Source organism: Flavobacterium sp. J49 (assembly GCF_011742145.1).
Taxonomy (GTDB): Bacteria; Bacteroidota; Bacteroidia; order Flavobacteriales; family Flavobacteriaceae; genus Flavobacterium.
Map to the genome: position 1 here is coordinate 16652 of NZ_JAAQQU010000105.1, position 16706 is coordinate 33357.

Annotated in this window: 22 protein-coding genes; 18 read left to right on the top strand and 4 right to left on the bottom strand. The window is 37.8% G+C overall.

Going from position 1 to position 16706, the window contains the following annotated elements; all coding sequences use genetic code 11:
• Positions 1-4: 4 nt before the first annotated feature.
• The 13 genes from HA632_RS10785 to HA632_RS10845 all read left to right on the top strand — a co-directional run bounded on the left by HA632_RS10785 (position 5) and on the right by HA632_RS10845 (position 6071).
• On the top strand, positions 5-751 hold the full coding sequence (locus HA632_RS10785; RefSeq protein WP_176307208.1) for an MlaD family protein: 747 nt from the start codon (positions 5-7) through the stop codon (positions 749-751).
• 109 nt (positions 752-860) lie between these two features.
• Positions 861-1631, top strand: coding sequence for a DUF4382 domain-containing protein (locus HA632_RS10790; RefSeq protein ID WP_176307209.1), 771 nt, complete (start codon positions 861-863; stop codon positions 1629-1631).
• Between the two features lie 266 nt (positions 1632-1897).
• Positions 1898-2104 (top strand): hypothetical protein, encoded by a 207-nt coding sequence (locus HA632_RS10795; protein WP_176307210.1) that lies wholly within the window; start codon positions 1898-1900, stop codon positions 2102-2104.
• 14 nt (positions 2105-2118) lie between these two features.
• The gene (locus HA632_RS10800) at positions 2119-2499 is read left to right on the top strand and encodes a hypothetical protein (protein ID WP_176307211.1); all 381 of its coding nucleotides are present in this window, start codon (positions 2119-2121) and stop codon (positions 2497-2499) included.
• The gene (locus tag HA632_RS10805; protein ID WP_176307212.1) at positions 2496-2918 is read left to right on the top strand and encodes a low affinity iron permease family protein; all 423 of its coding nucleotides are present in this window, start codon (positions 2496-2498) and stop codon (positions 2916-2918) included. Before HA632_RS10800 ends, HA632_RS10805 begins: the two co-directional genes overlap by 4 nt.
• 115 nt (positions 2919-3033) lie before the next feature.
• Complete coding sequence (locus HA632_RS10810; RefSeq protein ID WP_176307213.1) at positions 3034-3186, top strand: lmo0937 family membrane protein; 153 nt, start codon at positions 3034-3036, stop codon at positions 3184-3186.
• A 22-nt stretch (positions 3187-3208) separates the two neighbouring features.
• Entirely contained in the window at positions 3209-3448 is a 240-nt protein-coding gene (locus HA632_RS10815) for a YtxH domain-containing protein (RefSeq protein ID WP_176307214.1), read from the top strand.
• Between the two features lie 25 nt (positions 3449-3473).
• On the top strand, positions 3474-3824 hold the full coding sequence (locus HA632_RS10820) for a hypothetical protein (RefSeq protein WP_176307215.1): 351 nt from the start codon (positions 3474-3476) through the stop codon (positions 3822-3824).
• Between the two features lie 9 nt (positions 3825-3833).
• Entirely contained in the window at positions 3834-4127 is a 294-nt protein-coding gene (locus HA632_RS10825; protein WP_176307216.1) for a hypothetical protein, read from the top strand.
• A 7-nt stretch (positions 4128-4134) separates the two neighbouring features.
• Positions 4135-4305, top strand: a complete 171-nt coding sequence (locus HA632_RS10830; RefSeq protein ID WP_176307217.1) for a hypothetical protein — start codon at positions 4135-4137, stop codon at positions 4303-4305.
• A 132-nt stretch (positions 4306-4437) separates the two neighbouring features.
• Positions 4438-5055 (top strand): peptidylprolyl isomerase, encoded by a 618-nt coding sequence (locus HA632_RS10835; RefSeq protein WP_176307218.1) that lies wholly within the window; start codon positions 4438-4440, stop codon positions 5053-5055.
• 14 nt (positions 5056-5069) lie between these two features.
• Positions 5070-5495: a DUF1801 domain-containing protein gene (locus HA632_RS10840; RefSeq protein ID WP_176307219.1), complete on the top strand. Its 426-nt coding sequence runs from the start codon at positions 5070-5072 to the stop codon at positions 5493-5495.
• Positions 5496-5501: 6 nt separating this feature from the next.
• Positions 5502-6071 (top strand): DUF4256 domain-containing protein, encoded by a 570-nt coding sequence (locus tag HA632_RS10845; RefSeq protein ID WP_176307220.1) that lies wholly within the window; start codon positions 5502-5504, stop codon positions 6069-6071.
• Positions 6072-6346: 275 nt separating this feature from the next.
• Here the strand turns inward: HA632_RS10845 and HA632_RS10850 are convergent, their stop codons facing one another.
• Together HA632_RS10850 and HA632_RS10855 are read right to left on the bottom strand one after the other, a co-directional pair.
• Positions 6347-6697, bottom strand: coding sequence for a four helix bundle protein (locus tag HA632_RS10850; RefSeq protein WP_176307221.1), 351 nt, complete (start codon positions 6695-6697; stop codon positions 6347-6349).
• Between the two features lie 140 nt (positions 6698-6837).
• Positions 6838-7479, bottom strand: coding sequence for a DUF6266 family protein (locus tag HA632_RS10855; RefSeq protein ID WP_176307222.1), 642 nt, complete (start codon positions 7477-7479; stop codon positions 6838-6840).
• A gap of 540 nt (positions 7480-8019) precedes the next feature.
• On the opposite strand from HA632_RS10855, the gene HA632_RS10860 reads away from it, so the two are divergent.
• From HA632_RS10860 to HA632_RS10870, 3 genes are all read left to right on the top strand, one after another.
• Positions 8020-8517 carry a YcxB family protein gene (locus HA632_RS10860; protein ID WP_176307223.1) on the top strand — a complete coding sequence of 166 codons (498 nt, stop codon included), beginning with the start codon at positions 8020-8022 and terminating at the stop codon, positions 8515-8517.
• A 704-nt stretch (positions 8518-9221) separates the two neighbouring features.
• The gene (locus tag HA632_RS10865; protein ID WP_176307224.1) at positions 9222-9992 is read left to right on the top strand and encodes a carbonic anhydrase; all 771 of its coding nucleotides are present in this window, start codon (positions 9222-9224) and stop codon (positions 9990-9992) included.
• Positions 9993-9995: 3 nt separating this feature from the next.
• Positions 9996-10685 (top strand): hypothetical protein, encoded by a 690-nt coding sequence (locus tag HA632_RS10870; RefSeq protein ID WP_176307225.1) that lies wholly within the window; start codon positions 9996-9998, stop codon positions 10683-10685.
• A gap of 295 nt (positions 10686-10980) precedes the next feature.
• Here HA632_RS10870 and HA632_RS10875 read toward each other — a convergent pair whose 3' ends face one another.
• Positions 10981-11271 carry a helix-turn-helix domain-containing protein gene (locus HA632_RS10875; RefSeq protein ID WP_176307226.1) on the bottom strand — a complete coding sequence of 97 codons (291 nt, stop codon included), beginning with the start codon at positions 11269-11271 and terminating at the stop codon, positions 10981-10983.
• Between the two features lie 448 nt (positions 11272-11719).
• On the bottom strand, positions 11720-13516 hold the full coding sequence (locus HA632_RS10880) for a glycoside hydrolase family 13 protein (RefSeq protein WP_176307227.1): 1797 nt from the start codon (positions 13514-13516) through the stop codon (positions 11720-11722).
• Between the two features lie 255 nt (positions 13517-13771).
• On the opposite strand from HA632_RS10880, the gene HA632_RS10885 reads away from it, so the two are divergent.
• Both HA632_RS10885 and HA632_RS10890 read left to right on the top strand, forming a co-directional pair.
• Complete coding sequence (locus HA632_RS10885) at positions 13772-14203, top strand: MarR family winged helix-turn-helix transcriptional regulator (RefSeq protein WP_176307228.1); 432 nt, start codon at positions 13772-13774, stop codon at positions 14201-14203.
• Between the two features lie 96 nt (positions 14204-14299).
• Positions 14300-16690, top strand: a complete 2391-nt coding sequence (locus HA632_RS10890; protein WP_176307229.1) for a 3-hydroxyacyl-CoA dehydrogenase/enoyl-CoA hydratase family protein — start codon at positions 14300-14302, stop codon at positions 16688-16690.
• Positions 16691-16706 lie beyond the last annotated feature (16 nt).

Genomic DNA, 16706 nt, shown 5'->3' on the forward strand with positions numbered 1-16706 from the left:
AATTATGATTAAGAATTCAGGATACGTATGGAAATTAGGGATGTTTATCATCATCGGTATTTTTCTTTTTATAGTGACCATTTATTTTATCGGCAAAACCAAAAATTTGTTTGGAGATACTTTCCAATTGAAGTCGGAATTTAAAAATGTCAGTGGATTGAAAATTGGCAACAACGTTCGTTTTTCGGGCATCAACATCGGAACGGTAAAAGAAATCGAATTCCTTTCAGATTCGGCTGTGGTCGTAGTTATTGTGGTGCAACAGAAAGTCCAAAAATACATCAAAACAGATGCCTTGGCCAGTATTGGCTCAGACGGTTTGATGGGTGATAAAGTCTTGACCATTTCCCATGGCAATTCTTCTAAAAAAATAGTCAAAAACAACGATAAAATAGGTTCTACCAATGCTATTGAAATAGAAGACATCATGAAAAGTGTAAAAGTCAGCGTTGATAATGCTCAAGTGATTACTTATGAACTGGCGGAATTTACTTCAAAAATGAACAATGAGAACAGCATGCTTTCTAAATTGGTCAACGATGATAAAATGGGTAAATCCCTTGATGCTTCCTTGAGCAATATTGAAGATGCTACAAAAGGGCTTAATGAAAATATGGAAGCAGCCAAACACAATTTCCTGCTCCGAGGTTACTTCAACAAAAAGAAAAAAGCTGAGGAAAAAAGGCTCAAGGAACTGGAAAAAACCAAAAAGAAAAAAGAAGTGCAAAAAGAAGTGCAAAAGACGCAGTAAGCCATCCTACATGTGAATCTTGAAACTTTAGAATAAGATTTTGTAACACAATTACGCTTTAAATATTGGAAATTTGTCTTTAATAATAGTAACTTAAAATACTCAGAAAATGAAAAAGACAATTTTAACAATGGCATTTATGGTGATTGCAATCACATTAAACTCATGTAGTAGTGATAGCTCGGACTCCAACAGCTATGCTTACAAAGTTCGAATGACCGATGCTCCGGGACCTTTTAGTGAAGTTAATGTAGATATAGAAGCAGTTGAAGTAACAGGAAGCAACGGTCAAACTGTACTCTTGAATACCAATGCTGGAATCTACAATCTTTTAGACTTTACCAATGGTGCTGATACACTAATTGCTACAAGTACTTTGAGCGATTCTAGAGTAAATCAAATCCGATTGATATTGGGTTCTAATAATACTGTAGTTTTAGATGGTGTAACATACCCTTTGAGCACCCCAAGTGCTGAGCAATCAGGCTTAAAACTATTGGTAAACCAGACACTATATGCTGATATTGACAATAGTATCCTATTAGATTTTGATGCCAATGCCTCAATCATTGAAACCGGTAACGGAACATTTAAATTAAAACCGGTACTTAGACCGGTATTAACTGCCATATCCGGTAATATCATCGGAAGTATCACACCTATCGGAAGTTTGGCGATGGTAACCGCAACATCAACTTCTACCCTATTGGTATATACCAGTAATGTAGATGCTGAAGGTAATTTTAAAATAACAGGTTTGCCACCGGGAACTTATTCCATAACGATTACACCGGTATCTCCTTTACTTCCTGTAACACAAACAGATGTAGTAGTTACTGCAGGTGTAAATACCAACATTGGTGTGGTTGCCCTAGAATAAAGAATAATTTTTGTTCTTGAATTTTGAAAAGAGGTTGTTCATTTTAGTGACCCTTCAATAATCATCCGCAAGAAATATTGTCCTCAAGAATCTACTATTGCAAAGTGGTTTTATTTGGAGTTAGTTATTCAACTGATATTGTAACAACCTCTTTTCATTGTTCAGACAAATCTACTTAATAATAAGACTGTTTGCCTCAAAACAACAGCAGTGAAAAGCACCAAAGTTTTTGGTGCTTTTTTTTTAACCCTATAAAAACCCTTATCATGAAAATTGAAGAAGAAATCAATGCAGACATCCTCAAAATCACCATGACTATTAGAGCCGATTATCCGGAATTGTCGAAATATTTGAATGAAATGCAGGTAACCATTCCTGATGTCGCCACACCCGAAATGACAAATAAAATATTATTTGAATACTATAAGTCGTTAGAGTCTATGCTTAAAGAGTACATTCCTAATCATTCTTAACACCAACAAGTATCATGAAAAAACTCGGTATATACATGGAACAGTCGTCTGCCCGATTAATTGAGTTTACGATTGATATTTTAAAAACAAAGTCGGACTTGGCTTGTTTTGACTATTTTGATGAAAAGCATCCCAAAGAAAAAAATCTAAATCTTATAGAATACCAAGAAGCTTATTTGCAAAATCACTTTCTCAATAAACTTAGCGAGTATATCCTTTACTACAATGATGTGTTGTTGTTTGGAAAATCGACCACAACCGATCAGCTTTTTGATTTGATGGCTTATGACAATCGGTTTTATAAAATCAACATTACGATAAAACAAACCGGAACTATGACATTTAACGAGCAAAACAATTTTGTTTCTGATTATTTTTTATTAGCCAAATTATGAATAGCATATACAACCGCACTGAGCACTATTTTGAGAAGCTAACCTCTTTAGCGACCAAAGTATTGGGAAGTTCCATAACGTTTCTTTTTGCACTGCTGTTGGTTTTGTTTTGGTGGACAACCGGTTTGTTCAAAGGAGATAATTTTCATGATAACATAGGCGATTTTATTTTTGGCACGACATTTCTTTGCTTGTTTATCATTCAAAAATCATCGAACCGCTATTCGGCCTTAGTTCATTTAAAAATGAACGAATTGATATCCTCACATGAAACAGCCAATAATGCCGTAATGGATGACAGTACCAAGACAGAGCATGATATCCTAAACCTATCCAAAAAATACATGGAACAAGAAGAAAGCATAGAAGGCATACAGGAACTGTTAAACAATCCTGATACCGATTCTCAAAACAAATAGGTTCAAACGGGAGAAGTGTGAATAATACAACTCATACTTCGAATTCTGTAAGTCATTTGACTCTTAACAGATTACCTTTATACTATATCCAATTAACAATTAAAACTAAAACATTATGAACAATTTACTTTATACCATAGCCGTAGTATTACTCATTTTATGGGCCATAGGTTTCTTTGCCTACAGTGCCGGAAACATCATTCACATACTGTTAGTGATTGCCATCATTGCTATAATCTTGAGAGTTATTCAAGGAAGAAGATTATAAACTTAAAAATTAAACAAACATTATGAACACAAACAAAATAGTATTAGGTGTTATCAGTGGTATTGCTATAGGTGCAGTGGCCGGAATCTTATTTGCTCCTGCAAAAGGTTCTAAGACCAGAAAAAGAATCATGAAAAAAGGAAACAACTACACCAATGAGCTTAAAACCAAATTTGAAGAGATGTACCATAACGCGGCTAACCAATATGACAGCGCTGTAGAACAAACCAAAGAATTTGCAACTGATCACCAACCAAAATAAGCTTTAAGCTTTATTAAAATCATTTATGGAAGCCAAAACCACCACACTGGAAAGTCTATTTGAAAACGTAGAACAGTACAGCAAAACCTCATTTGAACTTTATAAACATAAAGCTATTTTTGAAATTGCCGCACTCACTTCTTCATTGGCTGTTAGATTTATACTATCTATTGTTGTTGCTTTGGTTTCCTTATTTGCTTCCATAGGGTTGGCTTTGTGGTTTGGTGAAATGATGACAAAAACTTATTACGGTTACTTTGCGGTAGCTTTAATGTATGTCTTGATTGGAATATTGCTTTTCCTTTTTAGAAAACCTTGGATTAAAACCCAAATGAACAATACTGTCATCAAAAGCATGTTAAAACAAAACCCCTAAGCAACCAACATGAAAACCATTACCGAAGCCCAGCTTTTGAAAGAACATATCATACACCTTCAGTTAAAACAAGCCATAGAACTGCGTCAGCTCAAATCACAAGTTCACGGAGCTATGGAGCATTTGAATCCGTTGGCGTCTTTTTTTGGCAGAAATGACACGTCCGAAATAAAAACTGATTTAGTAGGCACTGCAGTGAACATTACGTCCCAATTTTTATTCAAAAACAACCTCTTAAGTCGATTCCAACAACCCATTAAAAGAATACTTGGGAACTGGCTTCAAAATTTTTTAAACAAATAATAGTCTTATGGAAACCATCACCAAAAACCATTTATCCAAAGGCAGCAACATTGAAAACAAACAAACCCTGCTAAGACTGATTTACAGTGTGCTTTACTTAGTGTCTTATCTCACCATCAGAGGTATCACAGATTATATCCATCTGTTCATCATTTCACCCTACCATCAAAAAACATAAAACTCCCCATTGCTGAGGAGTTTTTTTATTTCACAAAAATCATTATTTGTAGTCAGTAACCTCTTCTAATTACAACACAAAACTCAAATTTTTATAATAACTTTACGCCTATACCAATCATAGTTATTATCCATGCGAATAGCGCTGTTTATATTTGTATCACTGCTGTTAACCGGCTGCAAGAAAGAACCTTTCAACACTGCCTGGACACAAGAACAAGCTCCCGAAATTTTCAAAGCCAAGTTTGAAACCACCAAAGGCGACTTTGAAATGCAAATCAACCGAAACTGGTCGCCTAAAGCAGCCGACAGACTCTACCAACTCCTTAAACACGGTTATTATGACAATGCCATTTTTTACCGCGTTGTCCCCAATTTTGTAGCCCAGTTTGGCAATACCGATACTGCCCAAATGAAACTATGGAAATCGGTTACTATACCCGATGAACCTGCACAACACTCTAACACCCGAGGCACTGTAAGTTTTGCCCGTAGCGGAAAAGACTCTCGCGATTTAGAAATTTTTATAAATTTGGTAGACAATACCGTTCTTGATACCTTAACCTTTGATGGCGTAAAAGGATTCACCCCTTTGGGCAAAGTAAGCAAAGGCATGGAAGTAGTCGACGGTTTATACTCGGGCTATGGCGAAGAGCCTATGAACAATTCCAATTTGTATTTGAACCGTGACCTTTTTTACCAAATGTATCCTAAACTGGATTTAATTAGAAAAGCCTACCTGATTGACTAAAACAACCTGAAGACATGGGAGAAAAAAAATCAAAACTCGTCGAAATCAAAACCAAACCCACCGAGGCCAGCGTAACCGATTTTATCAATGCGGTTCCTGATGAGCAAAAACGCAAGGACAGTTTTGTCCTTTTAGAAATGATGAAGGCCGCCACCGGAGAAGAACCGGTGTTGTGGAGCAGTTCTATCATTGGGTTTGGCAACAAGCGCTACAAGAGTCCTACCACCGGCCGAGAGGTCGATTGGCTTCTTATAGGTTTTTCACCCCGAAAGGCCAATCTGTCTTTGTACCTCAGCATAGCCATAAAAGAACAGGCAGTGGCACTCGAAAAACTGGGAAAACACAAAACCGGCGTGGGCTGTTTATACATTAACAAGCTTGACGACGTTGACCTCAAAGTACTGGAAAGAATGATAGCCACTTCGTTAAAACAAAAATAAAACACTATGAAAACGGATACCTCCAACCAATTGTCATCAGAGCAAACGGAACTATTGCTCAATACCCTAAAAACCCGTTTTGAGAAAAACAAAAACCGCCACCCTAAACTGGATTGGGCAGCGGTACAAACCAAACTGTTGGCCCAACCCCAAAAACTATGGTCGCTACATGAAATGGAAAATACGGGTGGCGAACCTGATGTGGTGGGTTATGACAAAGAAACCAGCGAGTATCTTTTTGTAGACTGCGCACCCGAAAGTCCCAAAGGCCGTCGCAGCGCCTGTTATGACCGCGAAGCACAAGTAAACCGAAAAGACTTTCCGCCGCAACACAACGCTCAGGATATGGCTGCCACTATGGGCATAAGCCTTTTAACCGAAGAACAATACCGCGCCTTGCAGGAACTGGGCAACTTTGACAGCAAAACCTCCAGTTGGATACAAACCCCACCCAACATAAGAAAACTAGGCGGTGCCCTCTTTGCCGATTTCCGATACAACCACGTTTTTACTTACCACAACGGCGCACAGTCGTATTATGCTGCCCGAGGTTTTAGAGGGATGCTGAGAGTGTGAGTTGGGAGGTGGGGAAAAAAAGGAAAGAAGAAAGAAGAAAGAAGCAAGAAGCAAGAAGCAAGAAGCAAGAGGAAATATAAGGTGGGGAAAAAGAGGAAAGAAGCAAGAGGAAAGACTAACTGCAATGAACTAAATCTCACCTCTCACCTCTCGCTTCTTGCTTCTTGCTTCTTGCTTCTCGCTTCTTGCCTCTCGCTTCTCGCTTCTCGCTTCTCGCTTCTCACTTCTCGCCTCTCGCCTCTCACTTCTCGCTTCTCGCTTCTTACTTCTTACTTCTAACCTAACTTAACAATAAACCCATAAATCATCTTTTGAAACTCAATAATCTTATTTTCAATTTCCAAAGTTATTTCATGGGTTATGTATTTGTTTTGATTGGCTATTAACAATTGAGTTTGCAATTCAAAGGACGAACCCAGACTAATATTCAAGTAATGCTTAAAATGAACATTTCCACGGTTAGAACCCTCAGCAATATTAGAAGCCATAGAAACCGCAGCTCTATTCATTTGACTCACTAAACCAAAAACCTCGTTCTTAGGAAAACCAAGACTAATGGTGTGGATATCAGAAGCAATCTCCATCGACAATATCCAAATTTTAAGATTCTTAAAGTTATGCTTCATAATTTCTATTTTATCTCACCTCTCTCCTCTCGCTTCTCACCTCTTGCTTCTTGCTTCTTGCTTCTTGCTTCTTGCTTCTTGTTTCTTGCTTCTTGCTTCTCACTTCTCACTTCTCACTTCTCACTTCTCACTTCTCGCCTCTAACTCACCGTCACTGCTCCCATGTACACACTAGTAGCATAACTTTTTTCGTCGGCAGCAGCAAAGGTTATCCAGCTTTGTACTTCTAGGCCTGCAAAATATGTTGGTAAGGTAATTACACCATTGCCGCTATTGCGCAAGCCGGCGTTAAGCATATAATAGTACAAGTTTGCCGAAGGGGCATAAATTACAACTACCAGTTGGTCAGTAGCTTTGGCAGAGCCCTGCCCGGAGTTATCTGTCCAGTTATATTTTATTTCGTTAGAGCCCACTACCGATACTGTAGGATTTTGCAAGCCCAGTAAATCACCTTTAGCAATTTGCACTTTGTTGTAAATCATCTCAAAATTAGGATCTACATAAGTTACTGCTTCTTTCATGTGGTAAGACATGGCTTGGTTGCGACGGGTGAGCTCACCACTACCCGACCCATAGTAACGTGAAATCACATCGCCTATAGGCGTTAAAAATTCGCTTACTGTGGCAAACTTTTGCCTTTGTAGCATTTGCACCTCGGTTGGGGTACGATTTGTTTTTTTGGGTAACGAACGCAATATGTCTTTACCTCTCCAACTGGCACCTACAACGGTACCAACTTTTCCTGAAAATGGGCCTAAGATGCCCTTGTTGTATGTTCCCATAGTTTCTAAATTTTTTAGGGATTAGTAATCAATTTATCAGCCCATTATGGTTACTGATTAAAAGCAAAGCTATACCGGTCTTACATGCTGTGCAATAGGCTGACGGGTATTAACCTGTATTGATTATTGATGACTGTATATGACTGGTAATGAATATCATTGACTATTACTGACTAGTCAAATAGCCTATTTTTACCATCGGCTTTGGAAGTTACTGGGGTATAACTTGGGTTTCGTTCGCAAAACAGGTGCTTTTTGCGAACAGTAATCAAACAAAGCACCAATAAAAAACACCTTTTTTACGGAAAACCATAAACTTTCGCTCTCCGGGCTCGGTATTTTTATCCCATCATTTTTTATGTACCCCCCATTTTGTTAAGAATTTTTACAATTAATTAGTGTAATAATTCCTTACTAATGGAGATTGTATATGTGTGAGAAATTTGGTATGTTTGGAATAGATAAGTAATGATTGAATTTTATGTCATTATTATCTGTTAGTTATGAGCAATTTATTAAACCTTTGTGCTAAAAAAGAACATGCATATTAAAACTAAAATAGACGCTAAAAAATATCTAAAACTGATGTTTTCCTTGACTTACAAAAAACCATTAATAATATTGATGCATTTAATTGGAGTCGGAATGTTTATTTATTCTTTATTGTATTTTTTAGGCATTATTATCTTGGAAGAAATACCTTTAATTCCATTGATTTTTGGTTTTATCATGACTTTTATGATTCCGATTTCATTATATAAAAGTTTTAAAAAGAATTTTTTATCAAATAAAAGAATTCAAGAAACCATAGAATATGAATTTACCAATGAAAAAATGAAAATCATTGGAGAAAGTTTCAATTCTGAGCTTGAATTAAACAAAGCTCATAAAATTGTTGAGTTGAAAAACTGGTTTTTAATATATCAAAGTGAGCAAGTAGCTAATCTAATTCCAACAGAAAATCTGAATGATAATGAAGTAAATATTTTGCGTGAAATTTTTAAAAATCAAACTAGCGTAAAATTAGAGCTAAAATAAACTGCTCATAACAGCAGTTTGCAACAACTGCTAGGCTTGGGTTTCTCACCGAATTTTCTTCGAAAATTCAAAGCCAAGTTTGTACTTGGAATCATCAGTAATAAATCGTCGCAGCTGTTGCAAGCCGCGGCACGTTATTACCAATCTTCCCGTCAGTTCAATAATCTATCGCAAGTTTATATGACTTCCGCGAATATTTTCAAGTAAAAAACGACAAGGCTAAAATGAATAACAAAAGTGAGGATGTTACTTATACACAACTAATTATTGATCTTAGAGATGGTTTGAAAGTTTTGGCAAAAAAATAGAGCCTAAGGTATACGAATACGGCTTTTTGAAGAAATAAATAAAAAACCTTGTCAATTTAAAAATTCTTTCAATATTTTTTCAGCGATTTATTTGAACCTACGGCAATTGGAGCCTGTGGTAATCAAATAAGTCGCTTTTTTTTACCCTATACCTTCACCACACACCCTAGAGCGCGTATTTCAACCTAACATCATAAGATAACATCAAATTTTTACAACATGTTTTGTAAAAATAGAAACACAGCTTAAACAAAATATAAAAAAAACATAAATAATCAGCGTGCAACTCAGTAAACACTAAAGCTGTAAAAATTTCTGCCATCATGATGAATGTATTTATTTAAAAACTAAATATTAAATTTATATTTTCGCCAAAACAAAAACAAAACAAGAAAAATGAAAAAAAAATATTTTACAAAAAGCGTTACAGCGTTACTTTTTGCTGTTCTCTTACTAGGTTGTACCGAAGAAGGAAAAATTGAAAAACATTCTCCTCACTGGGATTATGAAAACCCCATTTGGCAAAACGTTGGTTATACAGATTGTGGTGGAACAGTGCAAACACCCATTAATATCCAAACCGGTAGCACCATTCAGTCTTCACAATTATCAGAAGTAATGTTTAATTACAACCCTTTCAACATGAAAATTGTTGATAATGGTCACACTGTACAAGTAAATACCGACAATGCAATCACAAACAATATAAGCATTGACGGGGTTACTTATAATTTTTTACAATTTCACTACCATACACATAGTGAACACGAAATTGATGGAAATACCGATCAAATGGAGATTCACTTAGTACACCAAGACCCTGTAACCAGTAATCTTGCGGTTATTGCTATCATGCTTAATGCAACCAGTGCAACTGATAATACCTTTATACAATCTTATTTGCAAAACTTCCCAAGCGAAGAAGATATAGAGGTAGCCACATCTACAAGTTTAAACCTAAATGCCATATTACCGGCAAACAAAAATTATTATACATACACGGGTTCACTTACAACACCTCCATGTAGCCAAGGTTTAAAATGGATTATTCTCAAAGAAAAAATGGCCGTTTCTTCTAGTCAACTCAATGCCTTTCAAGAACGACATGATATCAATGCAAGACCAATTCAACCACTAAACGGTAGAATTGTATTAGAAAAAATATAATTTATGAAAAAGTTATTTTTTCTAATTTGCTTCATTTGTTCAACAACTGTAGTAATGGCTCAGGACACACCACAAAGCAATACCGAAACAAGCAATATTGAGCTAAGATTTTCAAGCGGGTTAGTATTTCCCCTTGGTGATATTAAATCCTCACAAAACGAATCATTTGGTATGGCAAAAACAGGATACAAAGCTACAATAGACTTTGCCTATAAATTCAAAAACAATTTTGCAGCCGTTATGATTGTTGATTATACGACGCTAGGAACCGATGCAGATAAAATAGCCAAATCCATTTTAGACGCTAATCCTTCCTACAACAGCGTAGAAGTTAAAAGTGGTAACTATTCCGTTTTATCTCTATTAGTCGGGGGCAATTACACCATCAATTTAAGTTCACATTTTTTTATTCAAGGTCAGCTGGCTTTAGGCTTGGCTACTATCAAAGGACCCGAAAATGAAATAACGGTCAGTAGCGCTTCACCATTTGAAGAACTTAAATCAGCAGGAACAGTAAATGCACTCGCTTATCAAGGTAAAGTTTCAGTAAACTACAACATCAATACCCCTTTGGCAATAGGATTGTATACCAGCTATTACGAAACAAACCCTACCTTTGAAATAGAAAACAGTTCAATTAAGCAAAAATTAAACAGCATGTCTACAGGCCTGCAACTCACCTATAAGTTATAGCGTAAGTAAGCTAACACAAAGGTGCAAAACCGTACTGCTTGTTCAGTAATGTTTTTGCTAAGCATCATATTGAACTTATATCTATTTTTTTAGAATTTTATTAAAATATCCGGCGATTTATTTGAACCTACGGCAATTGTAGCCTATGTACCATCAAATAAGTCGCTTTTTTTTATACCCTATACTTCACTACACACCCTAGAGCGCGTATTGGCAATCTGCGACTACATACCCCTGTATTAAAAAACAACAGCCCCGTTTCCGAGGCTGTGTCTAGTGGTATTTGATAAAAAAATTAATTGGTTTTGTCGTCAAACCGTTTTGAAGGGTCGTCGGGTTTTGTAATACTATTGAGTACCTCTTGGGTAAAAAAGTGTTTAGGATAAAGATAGCTCCGCCCTACCAGTACACAAGGTACCGAACCGTTTTTACGCAATCGGTACAACTTAGCAGGACTGCACCTAAGCAGTTTCTCCATGGCATGGCTGTCTAAAAAGTCCTCTTCTACTACAGGCTTTGATACTTCTAGCAAAGCCCTTAAGTCGAGTATGGCCTTTAATAAAATTTGAAATTCCTTGCTGCTCATAGGTTACGTTTTAAGTTAGACTTGGGCAGTAATACATAATTTGTAAGCTAATCTATACAAAGTAAATATAATATGCAAGAAAATAGGTGTAATTTTTTTCTTAACTACTTTAAAGTCTAAGAAGAGGAAAGAGGAAAGCAAGAAACAAGAAGCAAGAAGCAAGAGGAAAAAAAAGACAAACACCACTAAACCGCTTCTTGCCTCTCGCCTCTCACCTCTCGCCTCTCGCCTCTTGCTTCTCGCCTCTTGCTTCTCGCCTCTCGCCTCTTGCTTCTCGCCTCTTGCTTCTCGCCTCTTGCTTCTCGCCTCTCGCCTCTCGCCTCTCGCCTCTTGCTTCTCGCCTCTTGCTTCTCGCCTCTCGCCTCTTGCTTCTCGCCTCTCGCCTCTTGCTTCTCGCCTCTTGCTTCTCGCCTCTCGCCTCTCGCTTCTCACCTCTCGCTTCTCACCTCTACCTCCTACTAAGCACCACTAAATTCATCGGCTCAATAGTAACTGTTTTCATTACTTTATTAGAAAAAACCTCTTTAAATTTATTAGTTTTCAAAAGTTCATTTGTAAAGTTCACGGGCTTATCTGAACGATTGATGCATACAAGCACTTCTTCGCCTTGGTATTTTCGGCTAAAAACATAGAGTTTTTGGGCATCATCTTTTGCAATGGTAGTGTAGTTGCCTAGTTGGATAGACTTGTAGTTATTGCGCAACACCATAAACTTTTGATACCAGTTATACAAATCCTTATTAAAAGCTACAGCATCGGGTTCATGAGTACTTTGGTCAGGGTTGTAAGTTTCGGCATCATAGGTTTTGTCGTCCCATACCATTGGTTTGCGACAGTCAGGATCATTGCCTCCCCAAATTCCGGCTTCGTCTCCATAAAAAATCATAGGCGATCCCAAATACAACATTTGGAAAGCAGCAATTAGTTTTTGTTTTTGAACCTGGGCTGCGGTTGGTTTTCTGGCATTGTACTCTTTGTTATTGCTTTTTTGACTCCAATTAAAATAAGCGCCCCAATCCCCAAACTTCTTACCGTCAGGATTGGCGACAGCGCTGGCTAATCGGGTAGCATCGTGACTGTTCATCAGGTTTTGCATATTCAGCGCTACATCGTTTCCAAAAGCTTCCCTTAGTGTTGCCAATTGGGCATCAAATTGTGTTACGGTAGAAGCCAATTTATCTTGAATAAAAAAATCATGTACTATAAAAGCAAAATTGTAATTCATGGTGGCATCAAACTCATCACCTTCAAGATAAGGTCTTGTTTTTTCTATTGGAGACACCAGTTCGGCAGTCATATAAGCTGTAGGGTTGATACTGCGTACCCATCGACGCCAGTCTTTCCAAAAAGGATGTCCAACATCATAAGCAACATCCAAGCGCCAACCGTCAATACCATCTTGAATTCCTTTATCCATAGGATTCATCCAGCGTTTGGTGGCGTTGAAGATATACGCTTTGGGTCCGGCTACTATGCCTTTCTCATCCTCTTTGAACTCGGGTAAGGTTTTTACACCAAACCACCCTTTGTATTGAAAGGTAGTTCCTTTTGCGGGATCGTCCCAACTATCGATAGAAAACCAGTCACTATAGGCAGAAGCCTGTTGGTTTTTTTGAACATCCTCAAAAGCAAAACTTTTCATTCCCATGTGGTTAAATACACCATCAAAGATGATACGCATATTGCGGGCGTGAACTTCCTTAATCAGTTTTAATGCCAAGAGATCGGCTTTGGTCCATACCCAGCTTTTAACATCTAGTGGATTTTCGTTTTTCATCATCGCCACATCACCTTCAGGATCAGGCCCAAAGGTAGGATCAACGTGATGGTAACAAAGTGCATCGTATTTATGTGAAGAAGGCGACCAAAAAATTGGAGTCAGATAGATTGCATTAACCCCAAGTGATTTGATATAGTCTAATTTATTGATGATGCCTTGCAAGTCACCACCGTAGCGACGACGCTGAAGATTATAGTATAGGTCTTTCCCATTCTGTTGCTCATATGGCTGTAGCTGATACCAATCACTTGTCCAAGGATGAATTTGAAACGCTGAAGTATCATCAAAAGGATAGGCGCCATTTTGGTCGGTTACTTTAGGATCATTGGTTGGATCACCGTTGTTAAAGCGCTCCGGGAATATTTGGTACCAAATGATTCCTTTACTCCACTCGGGTGTAAATTTTGACTGCGAGTTGGCAACTATTGAAAAGAGAATTACAAGTGAGAAGTAAAAAGATTTCATTGGATTTATTTTTATCTTTCCAAATATACAGTATTTGAGCGGCTGTTTCGTATTACCTTTTTCAGAGGGAAGCAAAAAGACAAACAGTACCTCGCAACTAAAACCTCTTGTCTAATTCTTTACACCTCTTGTCACACACATTCCTCCTTTTATCTTTTGTTTCTTTATTAAAAAAAATTAATATTTTTTACTATATAGTATGCATGCATAATATATTTTTATTATCTTTGAAATCGTTATAGTAAAATTTTAGGTATGAAAGACAAAACTATAGATTATATACTCCGCGCTACTTGGCAAGCCGTTGCCCGCATGTACAATGAAGAAGCCTCCAAGTTTGAAGGTTCAATGGCAATAGGGTTTGCACTGCTGAGCATCGATAAAGAAGAAGGAACTCCTTCTACTTTTATCAGTTCGCGCATGGGCATGGAAGCCACCAGCCTAACCAGAACTCTTAGAACTTTAGAAGAAAAAGGTTTAATCATTCGCAAGAAAAACCCCGAAGACGGTCGTGGTGTACTCATTTACCTAACTGATTTAGGCAAACAAATGAGAGAACAGTCTAAAATTACCGTATTAAAATTTAATGAAGTGGTGAAGCAAAATATTTCAGAAGAAAAGTTACAGCACTTCATAGAAGTAGCGGATACTATCAATGATTTAATCGCAGAGAAGAAGATTTTTTAAATGAATAAAAAACAGACAAAAGATAATAGACAGAGAGATTATAGATCAAATCCGTAAAAACAAAGTCTATCATCTATTTTCATTAACAAAAAACATATGAAACGAACCATTAAAAAAGTGGCAGTAGTAGGTTCAGGAATCATGGGTTCCGGAATTGCATGTCATTTTGCTAACATTGGTGTGGAAGTTTTGCTTTTGGATATTATTCCAAATGCCCTAACCGAAGCCGAAGAAAAGAAAGGATTGACACTAGAGAGTAAAGTTGTTCGCAACCGTTTGGTCAACGATCACTTGGCTAATGCCTTAAAGTCAAACCCATCGCCTATTTACAGTCAGAAGTTTGCTTCCCGAATCACAACCGGTAATACCACTGACGACATGGCTAAGATTGTCAACTACGATTGGATAATCGAAGTAGTTGTTGAGCGTTTAGACATCAAGAAATTAGTATTCGAGCAAATCGACCAATACAGAAAACCGGGAACTTTAGTAACTTCAAACACTTCAGGTATTCCGATTAAGTTTATGAGTGAAGGCCGAAGCGAAGATTTCCAGGCGCATTTTTGCGGAACGCACTTCTTTAATCCGGCGCGCTATTTAAAGTTATTCGAAATCATTCCGGGACCAAAAACATCTAGTGAAGTACTAGACTTCTTGTTTGACTATGGTTCTAAATATTTAGGCAAAACTTCGGTCGTGGCCAAAGATACTCCGGCGTTCATAGGCAACCGCATCGGTATTTTCGGAATCCAAAGCTTATTCCATTTGGTCAAAGAAATGGATTTGACCATAGAAGAAGTAGACAAGTTAACCGGTCCGGTAATCGGGCGTCCAAAGTCGGCTACGTTCAGAACGGTTGATGTCGTTGGTTTAGATACTTTGGTACACGTAGCGAACGGTATCTATGAAAACTGCCCAACCGACGAAGCGCACGACCTATTCAAACTGCCTGATTTCATCAACAAAATGATGGAAAACAAATGGCTAGGCAGCAAAACCGGTCAGGGTTTTTATAAAAAAGTAGACAAAGACATCTTGTCTTTAGATTTAAATACACTAGAGTACAGAGCCGCTAAAAAAGCGTCATTCGGTACTTTAGAATTGACTAAAACCATTGATAAACCTATTGATAGATTCAAGGTTTTAGTAAAAGGCAAAGACAAAGCCGGCGAATTCTACAGAAAAAACTTCTCAGCCATGTTTGCTTATGTGTCCAACAGAGTTCCGGAAATCACAGACGACTTCTACAAAATAGACGACGCCATGAAAGCCGGCTTCGGTTGGGAAAACGGACCATTCGAAATATGGGACGCTATCGGCGTAGCCAAAGGAATCGAATTAATGCAAGCCGAAGGGTATCAACCTGCCGCTTGGGTAAACGAAATGTTTGCTTCAGGAAGCACTAGTTTCTACACCGTGAAAGAAGGCGCTACTTATTATTACAACATTCAAACCAAATCGCAAACCAAAGTTCCGGGACAAGACAGTTTCATTATTCTAAACAATATTCGTGAAAGTAAGAAAGTTTGGAGCAACAGTGGTGCTGTAATTCATGATTTAGGTGATGGTATCTTAAACCTTGAATTCCAGTCAAAAATGAATACCATAGGTGGTGACGTTTTGGTCGGAATCAACAAAGCCATCGACTTAGCCGAAAAACAATACAACGGATTAGTGATAGGAAACCAAGGCGCTAATTTCTCTGTCGGTGCCAATATCGGAATGATTTTCATGATGGCAGTCGAGCAAGAATATGACGAACTGAATATGGCCATAAAAATGTTCCAAGACACCATGATGCGTTGCCGCTACTCTTCTATTCCGGTCATCGTTGCGCCACATGGCATGACTTTAGGCGGTGGTTGCGAAATGACGATGCATGCCGATAAAGTGGTAGCTGCAGCAGAAACGTATATCGGTTTGGTTGAATTCGGTGTCGGTGTAATTCCGGGCGGCGGCGGTTCAAAAGAAATGACTTTAAGAGCTTCTGACCTATTCCGTAAAAACGATGTAGAGCTAAATGTTCTTCAAGAATACTTTCTGACAGTGGCAATGGCAAAAGTGGCTACTTCAGCTTACGAAGCTTTTGACATGGGCGTATTACAAAAAGGAAAAGACATCGTGGTGGTTAATAAAGACCGTCAAATAGCCGAAGCCAAGAAACACGCTTTGTTAATGGCAGAAGCCGGTTATACGCAACCCATCCAAAGAAAAGATGTGAAAGTTCTAGGCAAACAAGCCTTAGGGATGTTCTTAGTCGGAACCGACCAAATGGTCGCCGGAAAATACATTTCAGAACACGATCAAAAAATCGCTAACAAACTGGCATACGTTATGGCAGGTGGTGATTTGTCTGAACCAACTTTAGTGTCTGAACAATATTTGTTAGATATCGAAAGAGAAGCGTTCTTATCCCTTTGTACCGAAAGAAAAACATTGGAGAGAATTCAGTTTATGTTAACCAAAGGAAAACCGTTGAGAAATTAGTATTAAGACTACAGTA